This is a genomic window from Streptomyces sp. MGP-BFMKR1, assembly GCF_057766585.1.
Genome location: NZ_CM173408.1, coordinates 6,865,011 through 6,890,708, shown reverse-complemented (window position 1 = coordinate 6,890,708; position 25,698 = coordinate 6,865,011). Strand labels below are relative to the sequence as shown.

Here is a 25,698-nt window from a genome sequence, read left to right as displayed (position 1 = left end):
CGGTGGGCGCGAAACACGGTCTCGGGCGGGGCGTCGGTAAACACCGCCCGACCCGTTTCCGGGCATGCGGAATTCCGCGTCCGCCCGGTGCGCGCACGCGGAATGAAACGGGCAGCGGACGGGCGCCCCGCACCGCACGGCGGGCACCCGACAGCGCCAGGGCGGGCACGCCGTACGGGGCGACACCGACGCCGCCCCGTACGAGCGCTCACACCCGCGACACCGCCACCGGGCCCGCGCGTCGGCGGGTCCGGTGGCGGCCGGGATCAGCTACCGAGCTGGTCGGCAGCGCTCTTGATGTCCTGGGCGAAGTGGCTCACCTGCGTGTAGACACCGGGCTTGCCGGCGCGCGCGCAGCCCTCGCCCCAGCTCACGATGCCGACCTGGACGAACTCGCCCGCGTCGTCCTTGCGGAACATCGGGCCACCGGAGTCGCCCTGGCAACTGTCGACGCCGCCCGCCTCGATGCCGGCGCAGATCTCCTCGGCGTCGACCAGGCCGCTGTACGAGCCGCCCGCGGCCTTGCAGGTGGCGTCGTCGACGAAGGGCACCTTGGCCTTGAGCAGCTTCTGCTGCTGGCTGCCGCCCTCGCGGTCGGCGCCCCAACCGGCTATGTCGAACTCGCCGTTGTCGTACGCGTCCGTGTCGGCGATCTTCAGCGTCGGCTGGTCGATCGGCTTGTCCAGCTTGATCAGGGCCCAGTCCTTGCCCGTGCCGTCGTAGCCGGGGGCCTGGAGGACCTCGGTGGACGTGGCCTTCTGCGCGGCCGGGTCGTCCAGGTCCACGACGCCACCGGTGACACCGATGTCGGTGTTCGGGCCGCTGCCGTCCACGCAGTGCGCGGCGGTCAGCACGATGTCCTGGGCGTACAGGGCGCCGCCACAGCCCATCGACAGCCGGACCATGAAGGGGAACTCACCCTGTTCGGCCGGGGTACCGCCGACGATCCGGGTGCGCGGGCCCTCGGAGGCGTCCGAGGTGGCCTGCGCGAAGGCGGTGCCGGGGGTGAGGCTGAAGGCGGCGAGGGCGACGGCGCCGAACGCGGCGCCTCTCTTCACGTTCTTGAGGAGGGACAACGGGGTTCCTTTCGTGGGGGGTTGACCGCGTTTGGCGGACCCGTCCACACAAGAAATCCGGCGCCCCTCGCCCGTGATCCACCAAAGAAACTTGGTGCAGACCAGGCGTTGAGCCGTAAAGCGTCCGGACCCCGTGGGGTGAGCCCGCAAAGCGCCCTGTGATTATGTGTAGAGAGTGATCCGCGTGACAAGGGCTTCCTACCGGCCAGTTGAGGGCGCGATCCGCGCGGCCCGGTCCGACGCGCTGACGTCACCCGGCGCCATCCGTAAGGTTGAGCCAGGTCAGCGGGGTTGACGGCGCGGGGGTGGGACGTGGCGACGACGGGCAGCGAAATCCAGCACGGATATCCGCACGTGGAGACGGTGCGCGCGGCCATCACCGCCCTCTACCGGCGCCTGTCCCAGGACACCGTGCGCGGCTTCGCGCTGAGCGTGCCCCCCGCCGACGTCGCCTTCCCGGACGACGACGACCTCTACCTCGGCGTGCAGCGCATCGCCCGCGTCATGGTGCGCCACCTGCGCCTGCCCGACGCACGCATGATCATCAGCTTCCGGGACATGGAGCACGCGGGGAACGTCGAACTGACCGCGGGCCCCGAGTACTTCATCGAGCTGAACGCCCGGTTCAAGACCCACCGGCGCGACATCGGGGCCGCCCTCGCGCACGAGGTGATGCACGTCTACCTGCACCGGCTCGACCTCTCCTTCCCCGGCACCCGGGACAACGAGATCCTCACCGACACCGCCGCCGCCTACCTCGGCGCGGGCTGGCTGCTGCTCGACGCCTACCGGGAGAGTTCGGTCTCCCGGCAGAAGCTCGGCTACCTCACGCCCGAGGAGTTCGGCTACGTACTCGCCAAGCGGGGCCAGGTGTTCGGCGAGGACATCGCGCCGTGGTTCACCAGCCCGCAGGGGTACGACGCGTACGCCGACGGCCTGGCGCGGGCGCGCCGCGACGAGCGGCAACCCCCCTTGGCCGGCAGCGGTTGGGCCAGCCGCCGCCGGTACGCCAAGGACCGGCGGCACGCGCAGGAACACTTGCGCGCGGGGGGCGCGCCCCCCAGCGTCGAGCCGGGCGCCGGCTACGCCTTCGAGGGGCGGGCCCCGCTCCAGGTGCGCTTCCCCTGCCCGGTGTGCCACCAGCGCATCCGGGTGCCGGTCCGGGGCAGGTTGCGCGCCCGGTGCGGGCTGTGCGGGACGGTCCTGGAGTGCGACACGTAGCGCTCGGCGCGGCCCGCGCCGCGCCGAGCGGCCGGTCGCGGCAGGCGCCCGCGACCGGCCGCCCGTGGCGGGAGCCGGCTCACACGAGCCCGACCGGCTCCTCGCCGCGCACCCAGCCGAGGACGGAACGCATGAAGCCGTCCAGGTCGTCGCGGTGGATCGAGTGGCCCGTGTTCTTGACCGTGTGCACGGTGAAGCCGGCCGCGCGGAGTTGTTCCTTGTGCGCCTCGGAGACGACGTGGCTCGGGTCGGCGGCCTGTACCAGGGAGGGCACGACGGGCCGCTCGGGTATGTAGTCGATGGCGTACTCGCCGCCCACCGCGTCCGCCGTCGCCGGGTCCCAGGCCGCGATGCCGGCGACCTCCGCGTCCACGTCGCCCTCGTCCCAGTGCGGGTTGAAGTTGGCGATCATGCTGCGGGTGGCCTTGCGCAGCGCCCGCAGCGTCTCCGGGTTGGTGGGCCGCTCGCCGGTCTCCAGGGCCCAGGCCGGGTCGCTGTAGACGGCCCGCTTGGGACGCAGGTGCTCCACCGCGAAGGAGAGCGAGAGGCCGCCGAGCGAGTGCCCGATGGCCAGGTCGGCGCCGACCGGCAGGTTCTCCTCCAGGTCGGCGGCGAACAGCGGAATGCTGTACTCGGCGGCGCGCTCACTCGCCCCGTGCCCGCGCAGGTCGACCGCGATGACCCGGTACCCGTTCTCGGCCAGCGCCGGGCCGACCCGCCGCCAGGTGCGGTGGTCCGACATGATCCCGTGGATGAGCAGCGCGATCCGATCCCCCGCGCCCCACTCCCGCGTGTGCAGCCGCATGATGGTGCCTCTCCCGTCCGTACGCACGGTGATGTCGCATCCCACACCCCCGTCGGTCTCGTCCGCTCCGGATGCGTCGCCCCCGGGCCGCGCCACCCCGCCGCGCCGGGCCGATGGCCTGGCGCGACGGGGACCAGCGCGGCCGGCGGTCGTCCGCGGAACCGTAGCCGCTTCAACCTACCGTCACGCGACAGGCCCCCCGCCGCGACTGTCTACCATCCGGGACACGGCGTGGCCTGCGCCGTCGCCGCCCCGGTCCGCCGGGTTTCAGCAGGTGCCCGGTCGGGCGTAGCGCACGACGCGCATGCCCCGCACCGGGCGCCGCTCGCAGACCGTGAAGTGGTCGCGCAGCACGGCGCGTTCGACCGCCTCCTGCGGACTGGGGCGGGCGGACGGGCGCGGGTCGGTGATGACGGTGACGCGGTGCGCGCGCAGCATGCGCGCCCGGATGACCGCCGGTGGCAACTCCGTGCCCCACAGCGTGCCCGAGGAGGACGCGTCCTGGGCCAGCGCCAGGTCACGCAGCCCGTGGAACTCGCCCGGGGCGGACATCAGCGGCTCGCGGCGGTGGAACGGCAGGAACAACAACCCGTCCCCGGGCTCGGACAGTTCGCCGACGGCGCGGGCGGCGGCCACGGTGTCGTCGAGCCGGCTGTCCGGCGTGCGCAGCGTCAGCGCGTACGGCACCTGCGCGACGAGCAGCGCGGCGACCACGCCGCACAGCACGCCGACGGTGGCCGGGCCACGGGCCCGGGCGGCGCGCAGCGCCCGGTCGAGCGCGGCGCCGAGCAGCAGGGCGAACCCGAGCCAGCCGTAGAGCACGTACCGGTCGACGTAGATCGGGTGCAGGGCGGAGGCGGCCATCAGCAGCGCCGTGGGCACGACGAACAACGGCAGCGCCAGCGCCGGCAGCCCGATCCGCCCGCGCCGTTCCCCGACCGTCCGGGCCAGCGCGCCGGCGGCGAGCGCGAGCCCGAGGAAGGCGGCGACCTGCCCGACGCCCGGCCCGGAGATCCACGCGACCTGCTGCGCCTGCTGCTGGCTGACCACGACCAGCGGCGCGAGCGGCACGGCGGCGCCCGCCGCGGCCCGCGCCCAGGACCAGAACGCGTCGCCGCGCACCCGCGCGCAGCGCAGCGTGAGGCCGTGCGCGAGGAGCGCGAGTACCGCGAACTCGTGCAGCAGACAGGCCAGCGCCATCGTCGCCGCGTACCCCCACCACGCCCGCCGGGTGCGCCCGGCGACCGCCCGCAGCAGCAGGTACGTGCCCCACACGACGCAGGCGCAGACCAGCGCGTAGGAGCGGCCCTCCTGCGCGTACCGCTGCACCGGCGGCAGCAGCGCGAAGACCAGCCCGGCCGCCAACCCGGCGCCGGGGCCGGCCAGTCGGCGGCCGATGAGGGCCACGCCGGCGGCGGCGCCGGCCATCGCGAGGACCGACGGCAGCCGCAGCGCCCAGAGGCCGCCGTCCCAGCAGGCGAACACGGCGTACATGAGCAGGTAGTAGAGGCCGTGCACGACGTCGACGGTGCCGAGCGTCCGCAGCATCGCGCCGAGGTCGCGGTGCGCCACCTGGTACGTGGTGGACTCGTCGCGCCACATGCTGTGCTCGCGTTCGAGCCCCCATAACCCGGTGGCGAGCGTGAGCACGGCCGGGAGGAGGACGAGCGCGTACGGGCCGGCCCGGCGCGGCAGTCGTGTCCGCAGCCGCCTGGCGAAGGCGCCGGCGGGGCGGGCGGTCGGGGTGGCGGCGGCGCGCGGTTCGTCGGCCGGCGTGGCGGGCTCGGCCGCTGTGTTCGTCGGAGTGGCGGTGTCAGCGGCGCGGGCGCGCGGCGGGGTCAGGGCCATGGGTCGGCGGAACTCCGTTGTCGAAGGGGGCCACGGGGCGTCGACGGTCAGGCCGTCCGGCGACCGCCCCACCAAAGGCAGCCGGCGACGAGGGCGGCGGCGACGGTGAGGCAGATGCCGGCCACGATCCACTGGATGGGCCAGTAGGCACTCGCGGGGTGGTACTCCGTGAGCACGGCGACCACGTCATGCCGGTTCAAGCAGCGCGTCAACTCCGCGTCCACGCCCGGACAGACACCGAGGTCCAGCCTCTCGCCCGAGGACGTCTCGTACCACCAGCCGTCATGGCGCGAGTAGCGGGGCACGTCGGAGTCGGAGTCGGAGCCGAGGGCCGTCCGAGCCGAGATGGGGGACAGCAGATGGTGCAGGAAGTCCATCTCCCGTGCGCGGTAGATCAGTCCGCCGCACACGGCGAGGGAGATGGCCATGGCGGGCACCGTCCGACGCACGAGCAAGCCGATGGTCGCGCCGAGCACGGCCGCCAGGACCGCGACCGCCACCGCGGCCGGTCCCGCGGTCAGCATGGGAACGGGCGTGTTCCACACGAGGGAACCGAAGTCGCGCCAGGTCGAGTGCCACCACCATCCGTACAACGCGGTCAGGACCGTGGTGGCGAGCAGCGTGAGCGTGACGGCGTGGGCGAGCTTCGCGGCGAGCCAGCGGCGCGGGCTGATCGACTGGGCGAGGGCCACCCGGTACGCCCCGGTCTCGAAGTCCCGTGCGAACAGCGGGGCGCCGATGAACGCGGCGACCAGCAGCGGGACGTAGCGGAGCGCCTGGCCCGCGTTGACCAACGTGTCGCGGTAGGCGTTCTCGAACTTGGCGGTGACGTGGTGCGGCACGGCCTCCCACTCGGACGTCGGCACGCCCTGGCAGGTGGGGAGCAGGATGTCGCAACCCGCGATGCCGTGGTCGTGCTGGAAGGCCCACTGGTCGTGGAACCAGTAGCCGAAGCAGGCGGCGGCCACCGCGGTCAGTGCCAGCACCGTCCAGGCCGTGGCCCGGTGCTGCCGCCAGACCACCCAGGTCAGGCCCTTCACGCGGCGACCTCCGAGACATCGGTGGGGCCGCCGTCGAGCAGCAGCGGCGGTGCGGTGGGGTTGCGGAGGTAGCCGAGCAGGATCTCCTCGACGGAGGGCTCGCGGGTGATCCACTCGCCCTCCAGCTCGGTGCCGCCCGGCCGTACCAGCGCGGTGAGTTGGCGGCCGGTGGCGCGGGCCTCGACCACCGTGTGGGCGGCGAGTTCGGGCGGCAGCCCGGGGCTGCCCGCCCGGTCTCCGGCCCGTTCGCTGTCCCGGCGGGCCCCGGTCACCAGGGTGTGCGCGGACTGGATGGCCTCCGTGTCGCCCGCGAGCCGGAGTCGACCCGCGCCGAAGAGCCAGAGGTGGTCGCTGACGCCGTCCAACTCGGCGAGCACGTGCGTGGCGATCACCACGGTGGTGCCGTGCTCGGCGGCCTCGGCCATCAGGGCGCCCATCATGCGGCTGCGCCGCAGCGGGTCCTGGTCGGCCATCGGCTCGTCCAGCAGCAACAGGTCGGCGCGCTTGCCGAGCGCGAGGGCCAGCGCGACGCAGGTGCGCTGGCCGCCGGAGAGGGTCGATATCCGCACCCCGGTCGGTATGTCGACGTCCCGGAGGATCCGCTCCGCGACAGCCTGGTCCCAGCCGGGGTTGAGCTCGCGGCCGAGCCGCAGCGTCTCCGCGACGGTCAGCCGGGGAAACAGCGGCTTGTCCTGCGCCACGTACGCCACCCGTCGCCGGGTGACGGGCGCCGAGGGCGCCGCGCCGAACAGCCGCAGTGTGCCGGTCGTCGGCGTCAACAGCCCGGCGGCCATAGCCAGCAGCGTGCTCTTGCCCGAGCCGTTCGGGCCGATCACGGCACAGATCCGCCCGGCGGGCAGCCGCAGCGTGACCTCACTGAGTGCCCAGTTCCGTCGGTACCTCTTGCCCAGTCCGCGCGCCGTCATGGCCGCCCCCGGGTCCCCCGCGTACTCGCCGGTCACCCGTTCCCCCCACTCGTCATCTTCGTTCCCCTGGTCAGTTCGCCGTCGGCGGCACATCGCCGAGGCGTTCGTCGAGGACCGAGGCGAACAGCGCCGCCACGTCCTCCCGGTCGAGCCCGGCCTCGCGCGCCCGGTCCACCCACGCCGCCAGCTCCGCGCGCAACGGCGACCCGGCGGCGGACTCGGGCCGAGCGAGGGAGCGCCGCACGAAGGTTCCGAGGCCCGGTCGGGGTTCGACCAGGCCCTCGCGCTCCAGCTCGCGGTACGCCTTGAGGACGGTGTTCGGGTTGATCGCGGTGGCCGCGACGACCTCCTTGGCCGTGGGCAGCCGGTCCCCCGGCTGCAACAGACCAAGGCGCAGCGCCTGCTTCGTCTGCTGGACGATCTGCAGATACGTGGCGACGCCGGCACGCCGGTCGATGCGGTACTCGATCACCCGCACCACCCTTTCACTAATCAGTTAGTGGATTGATGGTGAAGTGCGAACGGCACGCTGTCAAGAAACGCCGACGGCGCGCGACGCCGACCCCGGGTGGGGCGGGCGTCACGCGCCGTCGGCTGACCGGCGTCCTACCGGTCGGGCGTCCCCGCGCGGGGCGGCCTCAACGCGTCATCCGCGCCCCGCCGTTGACGTTCAGGACCTGGCCCGTGACGTGCCGGGCGGCCGGCGAGCACAGGTACGCCACCGCGCCCGCCACGTCGTCCGGCACCCCGGCGCGGCCCACGGCGGTGGCGGCCACGAGCTGGGCCCGGCGCTCGGCGGTCAGCACGTCGCCGAAGAACTCGGTCTCGGCGACGTAGCCGGGCGAGACGACGTTGGCCGTGATGTCCCGGGCGCCCAGCTCCGCCGCGAGGTCGAGGTTCCAGGCGGCCAGGCCGGCCTTGGCGGCGCCGTACGAACCGGCGCCCTGGTCGGCCGCGATGGAGCCGATGTGCACCACGGCTCCGCCGCCGGCCAGCCGGTCGGAGACGGCGTGGGTGGTCAGCGCGGCGCTGACCAGGTTGGCGTCGAGGTTGGCCCGGAAGCGGGCGGCGAAGGCGCGCAGTGCGGCGGCGGGGTCGGCGCCGCGCGGCTCCCCGTCGGCACCGAAGTCGGTGTTCCCGCCCGCGTTGTTGACCAGCACGTCGACGCGGTCCGGCAACGCGTCGAGCAGCGCGGCGAGTTGGGCCGGGTCGGTGTGGTCGCACACCAGTGGCGTGCCGCCGATCGCGTCGGCGGTGGCGGCCAGCGGGTCGCGCCGACGGCCGGTGAGGAAGACGGCGTCACCCGCGGCGGCGAAGTGCCGGGCGACGGCCCGGCCGATGCCCGTGCCGGCGCCGGTGACCAGGATGGTGCGGGGCATAGAGTGACCTCCACAAGCTTTCGTTAAGCTCTAAACACAGACCTACGTTTAGATCTAAACGCAATCGACGCCGGAGGACAACCATGACCGCGGCCGACCAGCCACCGGACCGTTCCGCCCACCCCACGGAGCCCGCGCCGCAGGCGGCCCCCGCCGACCCGGTCGCCGCCATCGCCGCCGCCTGGGAGCGCGAGCGACCCGGCACCCCGGTCTCCTCGATCGGGATCGTCACCCCGATCTGGCGGCTGGCGAAGCTGCTCGGCGACGACCGCCGGCGGGTCCTGGCCCGGGCCGGGATCGACGCCGCGACGCTGGACCTGCTGAGCGTGCTGCGCCGGCAGGGCCCGCCGTACACCCTGAGCACCCGCGAACTCGGCCGACGTTCCCTGGTCACGGCCGGCGCCGTCTCCCAGCGGGTGGCCCGGGCCGAGCGCGAGGGCCTGGTCACCCGCGCCCCCGGCGCCGGCCGCCCCCGCACCGTCCAGGTCACTTTGACCGAGGCCGGCCACGCGCTGGTCGAGTCCACGGTGGACCAGGTCCTGACCCGGGAGGCCGACCTGCTGACGGGCCTGACCGGCGCGCAACAGCGGAAGCTGACGGAACTGCTACGCCTGCTGCTCAGCGATGTGCAGCGGCGGCTCGGCGACGACCGGATCACGCACGTGGGGCAGGAGTGACGGAGACGCGGAGCCCGCGGCGAACGGCCGGGGGCCGGGTCAGCGCACCGTCGACCCCTTGAGCGCCGCGACCTCGCGGGCCCGGCCCGCCAACTGGCGCACCGCGCGCACCCGCGCGTGGGCGCGCAGATGGCCGCGCAGGGTGGCGAAGTGCTCGTCGCCGCGCGCCGTGGACAGCGTCCGGTAGTCGTCGAGGAACGCCGACCAGGTGGCGCAGCCGGCGTCGAGGTGCCCCAGGGCGAACTGCCGCTTGGCGAGCACGGCGTGCGCGTGCAGCCTGCCCTGCCGCTGCCGCTCCGGCTGGGCCCGCAGGGACGCCTGGAGCGCGGCGACGGAGCCCGGCAGGTCGCCGCCCTCGGCGAGGACGTGGGCCACGTGGAACTCGTACGCGGCCCGGTCGTAGCCACCCACCGCGTCGCGCCGCGCGTCCGCCCTGGACAGCGCCGACTCCGCCTCCCGCAGCCGGGCCCGCGCCCGCCGCCGGTCGCCGACCATGGCGGCGGCGTGTGCCTGCTGGCCGCGCAGGAACGCGACGAGGCGCGGTCCGGCCGGCGGCGCCGCCTCGGCCGCCGCGTCCGCCAGGTCCCGGGCCCGCCGCCCGTGGCCGAGGTGGGACGCCTGGAGGCTCATGCCGCGCAGCGTGCGGCAGTAGGTGAGGTGGTCGCCGGCCTCCCGGGCCAGGTCCAGGGCCGTGACGTAGTACCGCTGGCCGAGGCCCTGCCGGCGTTCGTACATCGCCATCCAGCCGATCAGGTAGGTGAGGTCGGAGGCGGCGGACAGCATGTCCGCGCGGACCGGTTCGCTGGCCTGGGCCCGCAGGTACGGCGCCACCGTGTTGACCAGGAAGGCCGCCGCCATCGGGCGGGCGTGACCGCCGCCCAGCTCGTCCAGGACGTCCGCGATCCGGTCCGTCATCGTGCGCACCGTGGCCACCTCGCCCGGCCCGATCCGCCCGGCGGAGCGCGCCCGCCCCCCGCTCCCCTCGGCCCGGGCGGGACCGGCGAACGCCGGCACGGCGAGCGTGGCGGAGTACAGGCTGGCGGCGAGGAGCCGGCGCCGGGCGGGGTTCATGTCCTCGGTCCCGAGGTCGGTGAGCTGGCCCACCGTGTCTCGGCGCGTGTGCGGAACCCGTTCGGCCACCCGTCCTCAACTCCCCGCCCCGCAAGCGATGTTCGGGCACGGCACGATGCCGCGACCACCGTACCGTCACCCGTGGCCGCCCGGTCACCCCGCGCGAGGACGCGGCGGGCGCGGGCCGTGCCCGCCGCGTTGGGGAGACGAAAAAGCGGCGCCTGCCATCCGGTCGGGGACGGGCAGGCGCCGCGTGTTCCGCACGGCGCTGTACGGGACACCTCCGGCACAGGCCGGTAGTGCGGGGGCCGGGCGGGCCGTGGGTCAGACGGTCAGGGCCCGGTCCGTGGGGCGGATCGGTGCGGGCAGGGCGCTGGCGCCGGTCAGGTAGGCGTCCACCGCGCGGGCCGCCGAGCGGCCCTCGGCGATGGCCCAGACGATGAGCGACTGGCCTCGGCCCGCGTCACCGGCGACGTAGACCCCGTCCACGTTGGTGGCGAAGTTCGCGTCCCGGGCGACGTTACCCCGTCCATCCAGGTCCAGGCCAAACTGCTCGACCAGACCGTTGCTCTGGTCGATGCCGGTGAAGCCCATCGCGAGGGTGACCAGCTCGGCCGGGATCCTGCGCTCGGTGCCCGGCTTCTGCTCGAACCTGCCGTCCTTGAACTCGACCTCGACCAGGTGCAGGAACTTCACGTTCCCGTCCGCGTCGCCCTCGAAGTGGGTGGTGGAGACGGAGTAGACCCGCTCGCCGCCCTCCTCGTGGGCCGAGGTGACCTTGTAGAGCATCGGGAAGGTGGGCCAGGGCTGGTGGCCCGGGCGCTCCTCGCTCGGCCGGGGCATGATCTCGAGCTGGGTGACGGAGGCCGCGCCCTGGCGGTGGGCGGTGCCCACGCAGTCGGCGCCGGTGTCGCCGCCGCCGATGACGACCACGTGCTTGCCCTCGGCGGTGATGGGCGGCGCCACGAAGTCGCCCTCCTGCACCTTGTTGGCCAGCGGCAGGTACTCCATCGCGGCATGGATGCCGTTCAGCTCGCGGCCGGGCACCGGCAGGTCGCGGGAGACGGTGGCGCCCGCGGCGATGACCACCGCGTCGTAGCGCCGGCGCAGGTCGGCGGCGTCGATGTCGCGGCCGATCTCCACCTCGGTACGGAACTTGGTGCCCTCCGCGCGCATCTGCTCGATGCGGCGGTTGATGTGCCGCTTCTCCATCTTGAACTCGGGGATGCCGTAGCGCAGCAGCCCGCCGATGCGGTCGGCCCGCTCGAAGACGGCGACGGTGTGGCCGGCGCGGGTGAGCTGCTGAGCGGCGGCGAGGCCGGCCGGGCCCGAGCCGATGACGGCGACGGTCTTGCCGGACAGCCGCTCGGGCGGCTGCGGGGTCACGTCGCCCGACTCCCACGCCTTGTCGATGATGGTGACCTCGACGTTCTTGATGGTCACCGGCGCCTGGTTGATGCCGAGCACGCAGGCGGCCTCGCACGGCGCCGGGCACAGCCGCCCGGTGAACTCCGGGAAGTTGTTCGTCGCGTGCAGCCGCTCGCTGGCCTCGCTCCAGTCCTCGCGGTAGGCGTAGTCGTTCCACTCGGGGATGAGGTTCCCGAGCGGGCAGCCGTTGTGGCAGAACGGGATGCCGCAGTCCATGCAGCGGCCCGCCTGCTTGCTGATGATCGGCAGCAGCGAGCCGGGGACGTAGACCTCGTTCCAGTCCCTGACGCGCTCGCCGACGGGGCGGGTCGCGGCGACCTCGCGGTCCGTGGTCAGAAAGCCCTTGGGGTCAGCCATGCGTCGCCGCCTCCATCATCTTCTCGGTGGTCTCGGACTCAGAGAGCCCGGCTCGCTCGGCGGCGTCCTTGGCGGCGAGCACGGCCTTGTAGGTGGGCGGGAAGACCTTGCTGAAGCGGCGTGCCGCGGCTTCCCAGTCGGCGAGGAGGGCCGCGGCCACGGTGGAGCCGGTCTCCTCCTGGTGGCGGCGCACCACGTCGTGCAGCCACCGCGTGTCGGCCTCGTCCAGCGGCTCGACGGCCGCGGCCAGCTCGCGGTTGACCTGGGCCGGGTCGAGGTCGATGACGTACGCGACGCCACCGGACATGCCGGCGGCGAAGTTGCGCCCGGTCTCGCCGAGCACCACGGCCCGGCCGCCGGTCATGTACTCGCAGCCGTGGTCGCCCACGCCCTCGGAGACGACGGTCGCGCCCGAGTTGCGCACGCAGAACCGCTCGCCGACCCGGCCGCGCAGGAACATCTCGCCGCCGGTGGCCCCGTACGCGAGGGTGTTGCCCGCGATGGTGGAGTACTCGGCCAGGTGGTCGGCCCCGCGGTCGGGGCGGACGACGATCCGGCCGCCGGACAGGCCCTTGCCGACGTAGTCGTTGGCGTCGCCCTCCAGGCGCAGCGTGATGCCGCGCGGCACGAAGGCGCCGAAGGACTGGCCGGCCGAGCCGGTGAAGGTGATGTCGATGGTGTCGTCGGGCAGGCCCGCGCCGCCGAACTTCTTCGTCACCTCGTGGCCGAGCATGGTGCCCACGGTCCGGTTGATGTTGCGGATGGCGACCTGGGCGCGCACCGGCTGCGCGGCGGTGGCGTTCGGCGCGGCCAGCGCGTCGGCCGCCAGCTTGATCAGCTCGTTGTCCAGCGCCTTCGCCAGGCCGTGGTCCTGCTCGGCGATCTGGTGCCGGACGGCGCCGGCCGGCAGGTCCGGGACGTGCAGCAGCGGCGCCAGGTCCAGGCCGCTGGCCTTCCAGTGCTCCACGGCCCGCGAGGTGTCCAGGAGTTCGGCGTGCCCGACGGCCTCCTCCAGGGTGCGGAAGCCCAGCTCGGCCAGGAGCTCGCGGACCTCCTCGGCGATGAAGTGGAAGAAGTTGACGATGTACTCGGCCTTGCCGGTGAACCGCTCGCGCAGCACCGGGTTCTGGGTGGCGATGCCGACCGGGCAGGTGTCCAGGTGGCACACGCGCATCATGACGCAGCCCGAGACCACCAGCGGCGCGGTCGCGAACCCGAACTCCTCGGCGCCGAGCAGCGCCGCGATGACCACGTCACGGCCGGTCTTGAGCTGGCCGTCGGTCTGCACGACGATGCGGTCGCGCAACCCGTTGAGCAGCAGCGTCTGCTGCGTCTCGGCCAGGCCCAGCTCCCAGGGGCCGCCGGCGTGCTTGAGCGAGGTCAGCGGCGAGGCGCCGGTGCCGCCGTCGTGGCCGGAGATCAGCACGACGTCCGCGTGCGCCTTGGAGACGCCCGCCGCGACCGTGCCGACGCCGACCTCGCTGACCAGCTTGACGTGGATGCGGGCCCGTGGGTTGGCGTTCTTCAGGTCGTGGATGAGCTGGGCGAGGTCCTCGATGGAGTAGATGTCGTGGTGCGGCGGCGGCGAGATGAGGCCGACGCCGGGCGTGGAGTGCCGGGTCTTGGCCACCCACGGGTAGACCTTGTGGCCCGGCAGTTGGCCGCCCTCGCCGGGCTTGGCGCCCTGGGCCATCTTGATCTGGATGTCGTCGGAGTTGACCAGGTACTCGCTGGTGACACCGAACCGGCCGGAGGCCACCTGCTTGATGGCCGAGCGCCGCTGCGGGTCGTACAGCCGCTCCGGGTCCTCGCCGCCCTCGCCGGTGTTGGACTTGCCCCCGAGCTGGTTCATGGCGATGGCCAGCGTCTCGTGCGCCTCGCGCGAGATGGAGCCGTACGACATGGCGCCGGTCGAGAACCGCTTGACGATCTCGGAGACGGGCTCGACCTCCTCCAGCGGGATCGACGGCCGCTCGGACCTGAGGCCGAACAGGCCGCGCAGCGTCATCAGCCGCTCGGACTGCTCGTTCACCCGCTCCGTGTACTGCTTGAAGATGTCGTACCGGCGGGCGCGGGTGGAGTGCTGGAGCCGGAAGACGGTGTCCGGGTCGAACAGGTGCGGCTCGCCCTCGCGGCGCCACTGGTACTCGCCGCCGATGTCCAGGGCGCGGTGCGCGGAGGGCACGCCGCTGGCCGGGTACGCCTTGGCGTGCCGGGCCGCGACCTCGGTGGCCACCACGTCCAGGCCCGCGCCACCGATCTTGGTGGCGGTGCCGTGGAAGTACGCGTCCACGAACGCCTGGTCCAGGCCGACGGCCTCGAAGACCTGCGCGCCGCGGTAGGAGGCGACGGTGGAGATGCCCATCTTGGACATCACCTTGAGCACGCCCTTGCCGAGCGCCTTGATGAGGTTGCGGATCGCCGCCTCGGGCTCGACGTCGGACAGGAAGGTTCCCGCGCGCACCAGGTCCTCGACGGACTCCATGGCCAGGTACGGGTTGACGGCCGCGGCGCCGTAGCCGATGAGCAGCGCGACGTGGTGCACCTCGCGCACGTCGCCGGCCTCCACGAGCAGCCCCACCTGGGTGCGCTGCTTGGTGCGGATGAGGTGGTGGTGGACGGCCGAGGTGAGCAGCAGCGAGGGGATGGGGGCGTGCTCGGCGTCGGAGTGCCGGTCCGAGAGGACGATGAGGCGGGCGCCGTCGGCGATGGCCGAGTCGGCCTCGGCGCAGATCTCGGCGATCCGCGCGGCCAGTGCCGGTCCCCCGCCGCCGACCCGGTACAGGCCGGAGAGGGTGGCGGCGCCGAGCCCGTCCCGGTCGCCGTCGGCGTTGATGTGGATGAGCTTGGCCAGCTCGTCGTTGTCGATCACCGGGAAGGGCAGGGTGACGCTGCGGCAGGAGGCCGCGGTCGGCTCAAGGAGGTTGCCCTGCGGGCCGAGCGAGGAGATCAGCGAGGTGACCAGCTCCTCGCGGATGGCGTCCAGCGGCGGGTTGGTGACCTGCGCGAAGAGCTGGGTGAAGTAGTCGAAGAGGAGGCGGGGCCGGTCGGAGAGGGCGGCGATGGGCGAGTCGGTGCCCATCGAGCCGATCGGCTCCGCGCCGTTGGCCGCCATCGGCGCGAGGATGACCCGCAGCTCCTCCTCGGTGTAGCCGAAGGTCTGCTGGCGGCGGGTGACCGAGGCGTGGGTGTGCACGATGTGCTCGCGCTCGGGCAGGTCCTCCAGCTCGATCTCGCCGGCCTCCAGCCACTCCTGGTAGGGCGCTTCGGCGGCGAGCGCGCTCTTGATCTCGTCGTCCTCGACGATGCGGTGCTCGGCGGTGTCGACCAGAAACATCCTGCCGGGCTGGAGCCGGCCCTTGCGTACGACGCGGGCCGGGTCGATCTCCAGGACGCCGACCTCGGAGGAGAGCACGACCAGGCCCTCGTCGGTGACCCAGTAGCGGCCCGGGCGCAGCCCGTTGCGGTCCAGGACGGCGCCGACCTGGGTGCCGTCGGTGAAGGTCACGCAGGCCGGGCCGTCCCAGGGCTCCATCATCGTGGAGTGGTACTGGTAGAACGCGCGCCGCTGAGCGTCCATCGAGGCGCTGTTCTCCCACGCCTCGGGGATCATCATCAGCACGCTGTGCGGCAGCGACCGCCCGCCCAGGTGCAGCAGTTCGAGGACCTCGTCGAAGGAGGCGGAGTCGGAGGCGCCGGGGGTGCAGACGGGGAAGAGGCGGTCGATCGAGCGGCCGTCGCCGGCCAGCAGCTCGCTGGCCAACTGCGACTCGCGCGCCCGCATCCAGTTCCGGTTGCCCTGCACGGTGTTGATCTCACCGTTGTGCGCGACGAACCGGTACGGGTGCGCCAGCGGCCAGGACGGGAAGGTGTTGGTGGAGAAGCGCGAGTGCACCAGCGCGATGGCGGTGGCGAACCTGCGGTCGGACAGGTCGGGGAAGAACGGCTCCAACTGCCCGGTGGTGAGCATGCCCTTGTAGACCAGGGTGCGCGCGGACAGGGAGGGGAAGTAGACCCCGGCCTCCCGCTCGGCGCGCTTGCGCAGCACGAACGCCTTGCGGTCCAGCTCGATGCCGCTCAGGGAGCCCTCGGCGTCGGCGACGAAGAGTTGTGAGAACGCGGGCATGGTGGCCCGGGCGGTGCTGCCGAGCAGTTCGGGGGCGACGGGCACGACCCGCCAGCCGAGGACGGCGAGCCCCTCCTCGGCGGCGATGGCCTCGGTCCGGGCGACGGCCGCCGCGGCCTCGGGGCCGTCGCCGGGCAGGAAGGCGATGCCGACGGCGTACGCGCCGGGCTCGGGCAGCGGGAAGGCGACGCTCTCGCGCAGGAAGGCGTCCGGCACCTGGAGCAGGATGCCGGCGCCGTCGCCCGAGTCCGGGTCGGAGCCGGTGGCGCCGCGGTGCTCCAGGTTGCGCAGGACGGTGAGGGCTTGTTCGACTAGCTCGTGGCTGGGCTCGCCGGTGAGGGTTGCGACGAAGCCGACGCCACAGGCGTCGTGCTCGTTACGGGGGTCGTACAGGCCCTGGCGGGCGGGGCGCCCCTGCAGCGGTGACCAGGCGGCGGTGGCGCCGCTGCCGGTCACGGAAGGCACGGGCCGGGGGTGCGCGGAACGCATCGGCTCTCCCGTCGTCGTCGGTGGCAAGTGCTGATACCGAGGGACGACGTTGGCCCTCTGTGAATTTGGTGCAGGCTACATGATGGCCCGCTGCCCAAGAAGCGGATACTTCATTCCAGCATGCGGACACCGCAAGAGCGCGGTGGAGCGGGGCGAGGGGCTGAACGGGGCGCGCCCGCTGGGTTCGCGGAGCGAGCGACGTTGCCCGCGACGCTCGGGCTGTATGCCCGTTCGCGAGCGAACCGAAACCGCGCGGTAATCCGCATATTATGCGCAAGCCTGCATGATTCACCAGCAGAGGCCGCCCTCGAGATCACCCGACGGCCGTCCCGAACAGGGCGCCGAGGGCGTACGTCACGCCGGCCGCGGCCCCGCCGAGCACCAGTTGCCGCAGGCCACTGAACCACCACGTCCGGGCCGTCACCCGCGCCACGACGGCGCCGCACCCGAACAGACCGACCAGCGCCAGCAGGACGGCGGGCCACAGGGACGAGGCGCCGAGCAGGTACGGCAGGACGGGCAGCAGGGCGCCCAGCGCGAAGGCGCCGAACGAGGAGAGCGCCGCCGTCAGCGGCGAGGGCAGGTCGTCCGGGTCCACGCCCAGCTCCTCGCGGGCGTGCACCTCAAGCGCCCGCTCCGGGTCCGCCGAGAGCTGTCTGGCCACCTCGCGGGCGAGCGCCGGCTCGACCCCGCGCGACTCGTACAGGGCCGCCAGCTCCAACATCTCGTCGCCCGGGTGCTTGCGCAGCTCGCGGCGCTCGACCTCCAACTCGGCCAGCACGAGTTCGCGCTGCGAGGCCACCGACGTGTACTCCCCCGCGGCCATCGAGAACGCGCCGGCCGCGAGCCCGGCCAGGCCGGTGATCACGATCGTCTGCTGGGTGACGGCGCCGCCCGCGACGCCGGTCATCAGGGCCAGGTTCGAGACGAGGCCGTCCATGGCGCCGAAGACCGCTGGCCGCAGCCAGCCGCCGTTGACGTCGCGGTGGGTGTGGTTGTCACGGTGGGCGACGTGGGGCGGTTCCGCGGCGGCGATGACGGACATGGGGTAGAGCTCTCCCTTCACACGGCGACGGAGGACTCAACCGCCGCCAACGCCTCGAAGGTACGCTCGAATTCCCCGTCGCCGCCAGCAAGGAAGGCCGAACTTACCTCGCTGACCTGCGCGGATGCGCACCCCGTCACGCGGGGTGAGCGACGCGGGGAGTCCGTCGCGGAAAGTCCGGCGCGAAGAGCCCGGCGCGGGGCACGGCACACGCGCGAGGCCGCCGGACCCCTCGGTCCGACGGCCTCCGTGTCGCTCGCCGCGGGCGCTCCCGCCCGGGGCTCAGCCCTTCTTCGACGGCGCGGCGTCCCCGGCCCCGCCGGTCGCCCCGTCCTCGTCGGCCGGCGTCGCCCGCGCGCCCCGCGGCTCCTTCACCGTGCTGACCGGGGACGCCCCGACCGGTGCCGCCTTCGCGGCGGCGGGCTCGCCGTCCGACGCGCCGCCGCCGTCGCCGACCGCGGCCGGCTCGACCACCGCCTCGCGGCCCGGGCTGTGCCGCGCCGAGAGCACCATGTAGGCCACCGCAGCCAGGAAGACGACGATCGAGGTCCAGTTGTTCAGCCGCAGGCCGAGCACCTCGTGCGCGTCGTCCACGCGCAGGTACTCGATCCAGAACCGGCCCACCGTGTACGCCGCGACGTACAGCGCGAAGGCCCGGCCGTGGCCGAGGGTGAAGCGCCGGTCCGCCCAGATCACCAGCAGCGCCACGCCCACGCACCACAGCGACTCGTACAGGAACGTCGGGTGGTAGGTGCCCGCCACGGTGCCGGTGTCGGTGTCCGCGTCGATCTTCAGCGCCCACGGCAGGTCGGTCGCCTTGCCGAAGAGTTCCTGGTTGAACCAGTTGCCCCAGCGGCCGATCGCCTGGGCGAAGGCGATGCCCGGGGCGAGCGCGTCCGCGTACGCCGGCATCGGGATGCCCCGGCGGCGACAGCCGATCCACGCGCCGAGCGCGCCGAGCGCGATGGCGCCCCAGATGCCGAGGCCGCCCTGCCAGATCTTGAAGGCGTCGACCCAGTCCTCGCCCTCACCGAAGTACAACTGGTAGTCGGTGATGACGTGGTACAGCCGGCCGCCGACCAGGCCGAAGGGCACGGCCCAGACGGCGATGTCGGCCACCGTGCCGACCTGGCCACCGCGGGCGACCCAGCGCCGCCCGCCGTACCAGACGGCGACGAAGACGCCGATGATGATGCAGAACGCGTAGCCGCGCAGCGGGATCGGCCCGAGGTCGATCACGCCGGATGAGGGGCTGGGGATGTAAGCGAGGTCCATGACAGGGGTGACGCTACCCTGCCGGGCGGGAAGCGCGGCAACCCACCCGGCACAACGGCTGCATAACGGGCCACGGGCGGGGCCCGGTCCGACGTCGGTCAGCGGCCCTTCTCCCTGGCCGCCTCCGCCACCTCCTTCTTCAGCTTCTCCGGGGTCAGCGGGTCGTCCTGGTCCCCGTAGACGTTCTCACCGTTGAGCAGGACCGTCGGCGTGGCCCCGTGGCCCGACTTCTCGAACGCCTTGTCCACCTTCTGCACCCAACTGTCGTGGGTCCCCTTGTTCACGCAGGCCCGGAAGGCCGGGGTGTCGAGGCCCGACACCTTCCCCGCCAGCTCGATCAGGTAGCCCCGGTCGGCGAACGCGTCGTCCTGCTCGCGTGGCTGGTTCTGGTAGAGCAGGTCGTGGTACGCGGAGAACTTCCCGGCGTCCTGGGCGCAGGCGGCGGCGTTGGCCGCGCGCAGCGAGCCGCTGCCGCCCAGGTTCCCGTCGATCAGCCGGACCAGGTGGTACTCGATCCTGAGCTGGCCCGCCTCGCGCAGTTCGGTGATCGTCTTGCGGAAGCCGTTCTCGAAGCCGGCGCAGCCGGGGCAGCGGAAGTCCTCGAACACGGTGAGGGTCGCGGGCGCGTCGGCCGCGCCGGCCGGGATGGCCACCCGCTTCTCGCCCGTGGCGCCCTTGGGGTCGACCACCGGCCCCCGCGCGTCCGCTTCGTCGTCGTCGCTCTGGCTGGCGATCAGGGCGCCGATGCCGCCCACCGCGCCGAGCACCACGACGATGATCCCGGCCGCGATGTAGGTGCGCTTCCGCTTCTGTCGCGCCTCGTCCTTCGCGCGCTGTTCCTGCAGCCGCTCGCGAGCGCTGCGCTTGTCCTTACGGTTGTGACTCACGCCCGTGCACAACGAGACGACCGGGCGGGGCTGCGCTCCGGGGCCCGGTATTCGCCCGATCGAGCGATGGGCGGGCGATTCTCACGGCGTGGGCCACGGCGGGATCGGCCCCACGGTGGGGGCCCCAACCCCGCCGTGGCGCGGCCGGGTCAGCTCGCCGCGCGTCCCGGCCACGGCACGGCGAGCGCGCGCTCGATGTCGGCCCACGACGCCCCGTGCTCGGCCATCACGTCCGCCACCACGCCGGGCCCCGAGGCGAGCCCGAGCAGCAGGTGCTCGTCGCCGATCGCGCGGTCGCCGCGGCCCTGGGCGACGCGCAGCGCGCGTACGAGCACGGACCTGGCCTCGCGCGAGAACGGTCGGTGCCCGCGTGGCCACCACCGTCGCGGGCCGCGCTCGGTGGCCAGCGCGTCGGGCCCGTGCGCCTCCTCGACCCGGGCGACGACCTCGCCGACGTCGATGCCGAGTCGGGCCAGGGCCGCGATGTCGGCGCGCGAGAGCCCACCCACCCGCCGGGCCTCGCGCAGCGCCGTGGTCAGCTCCGTACGCCGCCGGTCGACGCCGAGCGCGAGCAGGGCGCGGGCGCCGGGGGCCTCGCCCGGGTCGAGGAGGTCGAGCAGGGCGAGCAGCAGGTGCTCCTCGGTGATGGTGCGCGCGTCGGCGCGTTCCGCGTGGCCGACCGCGCCCTCCACTGCGGCGCGGGCATCCTGGCTGAACTTCTCGAACATCGTCAATGCCTCCCGTGTTTCTTGTGCACGGCCTGCCGGCTGACCCCGAGTTCGTTGGCGATCTCCTGCCACGACCAACCCCGGGCCCGGGCGCCGCGCACCTGGACGGCCTCCAACTGCTCCACCAGCCGTCGCAGCGCGGCCACCGCGCGCAGCCCGACCCGCGGGTCACGGTCGCCCGCCTGCTGGGCGAGATCGGTTGCCTCAGTCATGACGTCAACCTACGTTGACACTCGGCGCGTGTCAACCACGGTTGACACGGCGGCGCGCACCACACCGCCGGGCCGCGACCGGGCCCCGCCCCACCCGCGCCGGAACGACCGCACCCCGGGCAGCGGGGCTGCCCGGGGTGCGGGGTGGGATCGGCCGTGCGCCGGTGGCGTCAGGCGCGCTGGCGCACGCCCTTGGCCAGGTCGGCCGCGAGCGCGCGCACGCCGGCCAGGCCCGTCTCGACGTCGGGCGCCTGGAGCAGCTCCTTGACGAACGCCGACCCGACGATCACGCCGTCCGCGAACTGGGCCACCTCGGCGGCCTGTTCCGCGTTGGAGACGCCGAGGCCCACGCACACCGGCAGCTCCGTGCTGGCCCGGGTGCGCTCCACCAGCTCCTGCGCCTCGCGGCCGACCGACTCGCGGGTTCCGGTGACGCCCATGAGCGAGGCCGCGTACACGAAGCCGCTGCCGGCCGCCGTGATCTTGGCCAGGCGCTCGTCCCGGCTGCTGGGCGCGACGACGAAGACGGTGGCCAGGCCGTGCCGCTCGGCCGCCTCCCGCCACACTCCGGACTCCTGCACCGGCAGGTCGGGCAGGATGCAGCCGGCGCCGCCCGCCTCGGCGAGCTCGGCGGCGAACCGCTCGACGCCGTAGCGGTCCACCGGGTTCCAGTACGTCATGCACAGCACCGGCGCGCCGGTGGCCGCGTGCACCTCGCGGACCGTGCGGACCACGTCGACGATTCTGACGCCGGCGCGCAGCGCGATGTCGTCGGCGGTCTGGATGACCGGGCCGTCCAGGACCGGATCGCTGTGCGGCAGGCCCACCTCCACCAGGTCGCAGCCGCCCTCGACCATCGCGGAGATGGCGCGCACGCCGTCGTCCACGGTGGGGAAGCCGGCCGGCAGGTAGCCGACCAGCGCGGCCCGGTTCTCGGCCTTGGCCCGCGCGAGCACGTCGCTCAGCAGAGTGATGTTGCCGCTCACTTGTCCCCCTCGTGCGTGGCCGCGTCGGACCGCTGGCCGGCCTGCTCGTCGTACAGCCCGAAGTAGCGGGCCGCGGTGTCCATGTCCTTGTCGCCGCGCCCGGAGAGGTTGACCAACAGCAGTCCCTCGGGGCCGAGTTCGCGGCCCAGATCCAGCGCGCCGGCCAGCGCGTGGGCGCTCTCGATGGCGGGGATGATGCCCTCGGTCTGCGACAGCAGCCGCAGCGCCTGCATCGCCGCGTCGTCGGTGGCGGAGCGGTACTCGGCCCGCCCCGCGTCCTTGAGGTAGGCGTGCTCGGGCCCGACGCCCGGGTAGTCGAGCCCGGCGGAGATCGAGTACGGCTCGGTGATCTGCCCGTCGTCGTCCTGGAGGACGTAGGAGCGGGAGCCGTGCAGGATGCCGGGGTCGCCGACGCTCAGCGTGGCGGCGTGCTCGCCGCTGTCGATGCCGTGCCCCGCGGGCTCCACGCCCACCAGGCGCACGCCCTCGTCCGGGAGGAACGCGTGGAAGAGGCCGATCGCGTTCGAGCCGCCGCCGACGCAGGCCACGGCGGCGTCCGGCAGCCGTCCGGCGCGCTCCAGGAGCTGACGCCGGGCCTCGACGCCGATGACCCGGTGGAAGTCGCGGACCAGCGCCGGGAAGGGGTGCGGCCCGGCGACGGTGCCGAACAGGTAGTGGGTGCGGTCCACGTTGGCCACCCAGTCGCGGAACGCCTCGTTGATGGCGTCCTTGAGGGTGCGGCTGCCGGACTTCACGGCGACGACGTCGGCGCCGAGCATCCGCATCCGGGCCACGTTCAGCGCCTGGCGCTCGGTGTCGACCTCGCCCATGTAGATGGTGCACTCGAGGCCGAAGAGGGCGCACGCGGTGGCGGTGGCCACGCCGTGCTGGCCGGCGCCGGTCTCGGCGATGACCCGGGTCTTGCCCATGCGCCGGGTGAGCAGCGCCTGCCCCAGCACGTTGTTGATCTTGTGCGAGCCGGTGTGGTTGAGGTCCTCCCGCTTGAGGAAGATCCGCGCCCCACCCGCGTGCTCGGCGAAGCGGGGCACCTCGGTCAGGGCGCTGGGCCGCCCCGTGTAGTTGACCATCAGCTCGCCCAGCTCGGCGGCGAACGCGGGGTCGCCCTTGGCCTTCTCGTACTCGGCGGCGACCTCGTCCACCGCGGCGACCAGCGCCTCGGGGATGAACGTGCCGCCGTACGCGCCGAAGTAGCCGTCGGCGCTCGGGATCTGACCCTCGGGGTCGGGGATGAAGAACTCGGAAGTCATTCGGTGTGCTCCTCGAACGGGGCTGGCACCCCGTGGATGTCACGCAACGGCCGGCACGGCACGCGGGGCGGCCCGCCCACGCCGCGAGTTCGCGGGAGGGCGGCGCGCCGCTCGCCGGGCGGCGGGGCGGGAGGGAGTGGGACACGAAGGGTCGCAGGGGTCGCACGCCGGTGCCGTGGCACGCGGCAGAGCGCGCCGGGGCGTACGGCCCGCCGGCGCCACGCCGACCGGTCGCGCCAGCGCGCGGCACGGCCCACGGGCGCGCCGTCCGGGGCCGGTGGCCGCCGGAGGGCGGGGCGTGGGTGGCGTGTGCGTGCGGTGGCGGGGCGCGGTGCGGCTCAGCGGCCGGTGCGCGCCCCCGGCCATCGACGGCCGTTGATCTGGCCCGGCTCGCTGCCGATGTGGTAGCGCACCCGGCGGCCCCGCACCCGGCGCGCGGGCGCCCGGCAGCCGCGGTGCCAGGGAGGCAACGCGCGGCGGTCGGGCTCGGCGGGGGCGGCGGACACGGCGGGGATCAGCTCCGGCCGTGCCGCAGCGCGGGGTGGGCGCCCGCGGCCACCAGGTCGGCCACGGCGGTCTTCGGGTCGCGGCCGGTGACCAGCGACTCGCCGACGAGCACGGCGTCCGCGCCGTCGTTCGCGTAGGCGATCAGGTCGTGCGGCCCGCGCACGCCCGACTCGGCGATCTTCACGATGTGCGAGGGGATCTCGGGGGCGATCCGGGCGAAGTTGCCCCGGTCCACCTCCAGCGTCTTCAGGTCGCGCGCGTTGACCCCGATGATCTTCGCGCCGGCGGCCACGGCCCGCTCGGTCTCGTCCTCGTCGTGCACCTCCACGAGCGGGGTGAGCCCGATCGACTGGGCGCGCTCGATCAGCGAGACCAGCGCCTCCTGGTCGAGGGCGGCGACGATCAGCAGGACGACGTCGGCGCCGTACGCCCGCGCCTCCCACAACTGGTACGAGGTGACGATGAAGTCCTTGCGCAGCACGGGGATGTCCACCCGGGCCCGCACGGCCTCCAGGTCGGCCAGCGAGCCGCCGAAGCGCCGCTGCTCGGTCAGCACGCTGATCAGCGCCGCGCCGCCCGCCTCGTAGTCGGCGGCGAGGCCGGCCGGGTCAGCGATGGCGGCGAGCGCGCCCTTGGAGGGGCTGGAGCGCTTGACCTCGCAGATCACCTTGACGCTGTCGCCCTTGAGCGCGGCCACGCCGTCCTTGGCCTGCGGTGCCTTCGCGGCGCGCTCCTTGAGCTCGTCGAGGCTGACTCGCGCCTGCCGTTCGGCGAGGTCGGCACGGACTCCTTCGATGATCTCATCGAGCACACTCACGCGAGCGGCCCCCTTCCGATGGAGCTTGGTGGTCGGCGCCGGTGCGGCGGACGATCGCATCACCAGACATGGGCGATGGTATCTGCCGAGCGAGGGAGGTCGCGCATCCGGTTGACGACAGCGCCACCATCCGGACGCTCCGACGGGCTCGGGACGGGCGGTCAGGGGGCCAGCGACGTCCCGAATGGCAGGTTGCGGACGAGGGTGAACGCGAGCACCAGGAGCCCCACCGCCCACCCCAGGTACCGCCGCCCACGGGGGCGCGCGGGCCCGCCCCGGAACCCTCCGGGCGCGCCTGGCGCACCGCGCCCCGGCCCGACCGACCGGGGCCGGGCCGCGCGGCGGACGAACCAACAGGTCCACACGGTGGCGAAGGCGACGTATCCGGCCACCGCGAGCGCGTTGGCGCCGAGCGCCGCCGCGAGGTCGCCGTGGGCGACGGAGTGGGCGCTGCGCAGCCCGCCGCAGCCCGGGCAGAGCAGGCCGGTGTACTGGAGCATCGGGCAGGCGGGGTAGTGCCCCGGCTCGTACGGGTCGACCGTGGCCACCCCCGCGAAGGCGGTCACCACGCCCGCCAGCACGGCGAGCGGGGCCAGCAGGCGGCGCGGCGGCGCATCACGGAGGCCGCGGTGGCTGACGGGGCGGAGCTGCTCGGACACGGTTCGAGTCTGTGCCCGGGCGGGCCCGCGCGCAGCCCCGTCGGCGCCGGCCGCGGCCGAACGGAGGGGTGCCAGCCCTCCGCGGGAGGGGCGCCCCGTCGGGGTCAGCCGGCGGCGCGGGCCTCGAACAGGCCGCGCAGGTGGGCCAGGCTCCGGTCGGCCAGCGGGCGCAGGGTCGGCGCCGTGGCGCGGGCGTCGCGGCGCAGCCGGTCCAGGGCGTCCGGGCCGAGGGCGCCCGCCGCCTCGACGGCGAAGGAGGGCTCGGCGAGCCAGTCGTCGAGCAGTTCGGGGGTGACCTCCAGGTGGAACTGGAGGCCCCAGGCGGCCGGGCCGGCCCGGAACGCCTGACACGGGGTGCCGTCGGTGCTGGCCAGGACGCGGGTCTTCGGGCCCGGCACGATGCGGTCGCCGTGCCAGTGCAGCACCGCGGGCGCCTCCGCCAGCGGGCCGACGACCGGGTCCGCGCGGTCCACGTCGCGCAGCGGAGCCCAGCCGATCTCGCTCTCCCGGCCGAGTTCGGCGCCGGTCCGTACGGGGATGCCCTGGGCGCGGGCGAGGAGCTGGGCGCCCAGGCACACGCCCAGCGTCGGCACGCCGGCGCGCAGCGCGTCCGCCAGCAGGTCCCGCTCCAGCTTCAGCGCCGGGTGGCCCGCCAGGTCGTCGGCGTTCATGGGGCCGCCCATGACGACGAGCCCGGCCAGCTCCGCCACCGGGGGCAGGTCGTCCGCCGCGGCGCCGGGCGTCTCGACCAGGTTCCGTACGTCCACGTCGAGATCGCTCCCGCGCAGGGCGTCGAGGATCAGGCCGGGCTTCTCGACCTCGACGTGCTGGAGGATCAGGACGGTGCGCGCGGGCATGACGGGGTCTCCTG

General features: G+C 73.9%; 23 protein-coding genes. 2 read left to right on the top strand and 21 right to left on the bottom strand.

Features of this window, described 5'->3' with window-relative positions:
- Positions 1-266: 266 nt before the first annotated feature.
- Complete coding sequence (locus AC3CHW_RS27635) at positions 267-1,076, bottom strand: S1 family peptidase (protein WP_488468257.1); 810 nt, start codon at positions 1,074-1,076, stop codon at positions 267-269.
- Positions 1,077-1,388: 312 nt separating this feature from the next.
- Here AC3CHW_RS27635 and AC3CHW_RS27630 point away from each other — a divergent pair, with 312 nt between their 5' ends.
- Positions 1,389-2,297, top strand: coding sequence for a hypothetical protein (locus AC3CHW_RS27630; RefSeq protein WP_488468256.1), 909 nt, complete (start codon positions 1,389-1,391; stop codon positions 2,295-2,297).
- A gap of 79 nt (positions 2,298-2,376) precedes the next feature.
- Here AC3CHW_RS27630 and AC3CHW_RS27625 read toward each other — a convergent pair whose 3' ends face one another.
- The 6 genes from AC3CHW_RS27625 to AC3CHW_RS27600 form a co-directional block, all read right to left on the bottom strand.
- Complete coding sequence (locus AC3CHW_RS27625) at positions 2,377-3,102, bottom strand: alpha/beta fold hydrolase (RefSeq protein WP_488468255.1); 726 nt, start codon at positions 3,100-3,102, stop codon at positions 2,377-2,379.
- Between the two features lie 267 nt (positions 3,103-3,369).
- Positions 3,370-4,950, bottom strand: coding sequence for a glycosyltransferase family 39 protein (locus tag AC3CHW_RS27620; protein WP_488468254.1), 1,581 nt, complete (start codon positions 4,948-4,950; stop codon positions 3,370-3,372).
- Between the two features lie 47 nt (positions 4,951-4,997).
- Positions 4,998-5,990, bottom strand: coding sequence for a hypothetical protein (locus tag AC3CHW_RS27615; RefSeq protein ID WP_488468253.1), 993 nt, complete (start codon positions 5,988-5,990; stop codon positions 4,998-5,000).
- The gene (locus AC3CHW_RS27610; protein WP_488468252.1) at positions 5,987-6,916 is read right to left on the bottom strand and encodes an ABC transporter ATP-binding protein; all 930 of its coding nucleotides are present in this window, start codon (positions 6,914-6,916) and stop codon (positions 5,987-5,989) included. Before AC3CHW_RS27610 ends, AC3CHW_RS27615 begins: the two co-directional genes overlap by 4 nt.
- A gap of 70 nt (positions 6,917-6,986) precedes the next feature.
- On the bottom strand, positions 6,987-7,388 hold the full coding sequence (locus AC3CHW_RS27605; protein WP_398609791.1) for a GntR family transcriptional regulator: 402 nt from the start codon (positions 7,386-7,388) through the stop codon (positions 6,987-6,989).
- A 166-nt stretch (positions 7,389-7,554) separates the two neighbouring features.
- Positions 7,555-8,295, bottom strand: a complete 741-nt coding sequence (locus AC3CHW_RS27600) for an SDR family NAD(P)-dependent oxidoreductase (RefSeq protein WP_488468251.1) — start codon at positions 8,293-8,295, stop codon at positions 7,555-7,557.
- An 83-nt stretch (positions 8,296-8,378) separates the two neighbouring features.
- Between AC3CHW_RS27600 and AC3CHW_RS27595 the strand changes: the two genes are divergently transcribed.
- Entirely contained in the window at positions 8,379-8,972 is a 594-nt protein-coding gene (locus AC3CHW_RS27595) for a MarR family winged helix-turn-helix transcriptional regulator (RefSeq protein WP_488468250.1), read from the top strand.
- Between the two features lie 39 nt (positions 8,973-9,011).
- Here the strand turns inward: AC3CHW_RS27595 and AC3CHW_RS27590 are convergent, their stop codons facing one another.
- The 14 genes from AC3CHW_RS27590 to AC3CHW_RS27525 all read right to left on the bottom strand — a co-directional run bounded on the left by AC3CHW_RS27590 (position 9,012) and on the right by AC3CHW_RS27525 (position 25,684).
- Positions 9,012-10,112, bottom strand: coding sequence for an NsdA family TPR-like regulatory protein (locus tag AC3CHW_RS27590; protein ID WP_488468249.1), 1,101 nt, complete (start codon positions 10,110-10,112; stop codon positions 9,012-9,014).
- Between the two features lie 255 nt (positions 10,113-10,367).
- Positions 10,368-11,828 (bottom strand): glutamate synthase subunit beta, encoded by a 1,461-nt coding sequence (locus AC3CHW_RS27585; protein ID WP_488468248.1) that lies wholly within the window; start codon positions 11,826-11,828, stop codon positions 10,368-10,370.
- The gene (gene gltB / locus AC3CHW_RS27580; protein ID WP_488468247.1) at positions 11,821-16,443 is read right to left on the bottom strand and encodes a glutamate synthase large subunit; all 4,623 of its coding nucleotides are present in this window, start codon (positions 16,441-16,443) and stop codon (positions 11,821-11,823) included. Before gltB ends, AC3CHW_RS27585 begins: the two co-directional genes overlap by 8 nt.
- A 313-nt stretch (positions 16,444-16,756) precedes the next feature.
- Positions 16,757-17,488: a VIT1/CCC1 transporter family protein gene (locus tag AC3CHW_RS27575; RefSeq protein ID WP_381164081.1), complete on the bottom strand. Its 732-nt coding sequence runs from the start codon at positions 17,486-17,488 to the stop codon at positions 16,757-16,759.
- A 282-nt stretch (positions 17,489-17,770) separates the two neighbouring features.
- Positions 17,771-18,763, bottom strand: a complete 993-nt coding sequence (gene lgt, locus AC3CHW_RS27570) for a prolipoprotein diacylglyceryl transferase (RefSeq protein WP_488468246.1) — start codon at positions 18,761-18,763, stop codon at positions 17,771-17,773.
- Between the two features lie 98 nt (positions 18,764-18,861).
- A complete protein-coding gene (locus tag AC3CHW_RS27565; RefSeq protein ID WP_488468245.1) occupies positions 18,862-19,650 on the bottom strand; it encodes a DsbA family protein in 789 nt (262 codons plus the stop codon).
- Positions 19,651-19,799: 149 nt separating this feature from the next.
- Positions 19,800-20,378, bottom strand: coding sequence for a Clp protease N-terminal domain-containing protein (locus AC3CHW_RS27560; protein ID WP_488468244.1), 579 nt, complete (start codon positions 20,376-20,378; stop codon positions 19,800-19,802).
- A 2-nt stretch (positions 20,379-20,380) separates the two neighbouring features.
- A complete protein-coding gene (locus AC3CHW_RS27555; RefSeq protein WP_176161103.1) occupies positions 20,381-20,590 on the bottom strand; it encodes an HTH domain-containing protein in 210 nt (69 codons plus the stop codon).
- A 170-nt stretch (positions 20,591-20,760) separates the two neighbouring features.
- On the bottom strand, positions 20,761-21,576 hold the full coding sequence (gene trpA / locus AC3CHW_RS27550; protein WP_488468243.1) for a tryptophan synthase subunit alpha: 816 nt from the start codon (positions 21,574-21,576) through the stop codon (positions 20,761-20,763).
- The gene (gene trpB, locus AC3CHW_RS27545) at positions 21,573-22,844 is read right to left on the bottom strand and encodes a tryptophan synthase subunit beta (RefSeq protein ID WP_398609781.1); all 1,272 of its coding nucleotides are present in this window, start codon (positions 22,842-22,844) and stop codon (positions 21,573-21,575) included. The genes trpA and trpB overlap by 4 nt, the downstream gene beginning before the upstream one ends.
- Positions 22,845-23,182: 338 nt before the next feature.
- On the bottom strand, positions 23,183-23,350 hold the full coding sequence (trpM, locus tag AC3CHW_RS27540) for a tryptophan biosynthesis modulator TrpM (protein WP_359328093.1): 168 nt from the start codon (positions 23,348-23,350) through the stop codon (positions 23,183-23,185).
- 8 nt (positions 23,351-23,358) lie between these two features.
- The gene (gene trpC / locus AC3CHW_RS27535; RefSeq protein ID WP_398609780.1) at positions 23,359-24,168 is read right to left on the bottom strand and encodes an indole-3-glycerol phosphate synthase TrpC; all 810 of its coding nucleotides are present in this window, start codon (positions 24,166-24,168) and stop codon (positions 23,359-23,361) included.
- A 161-nt stretch (positions 24,169-24,329) separates the two neighbouring features.
- A complete protein-coding gene (locus AC3CHW_RS27530; RefSeq protein WP_488468242.1) occupies positions 24,330-24,827 on the bottom strand; it encodes a DUF2752 domain-containing protein in 498 nt (165 codons plus the stop codon).
- A gap of 104 nt (positions 24,828-24,931) precedes the next feature.
- Positions 24,932-25,684 (bottom strand): type 1 glutamine amidotransferase, encoded by a 753-nt coding sequence (locus tag AC3CHW_RS27525; protein ID WP_488468241.1) that lies wholly within the window; start codon positions 25,682-25,684, stop codon positions 24,932-24,934.
- Between the last annotated feature and the right edge of the window lie 14 nt (positions 25,685-25,698).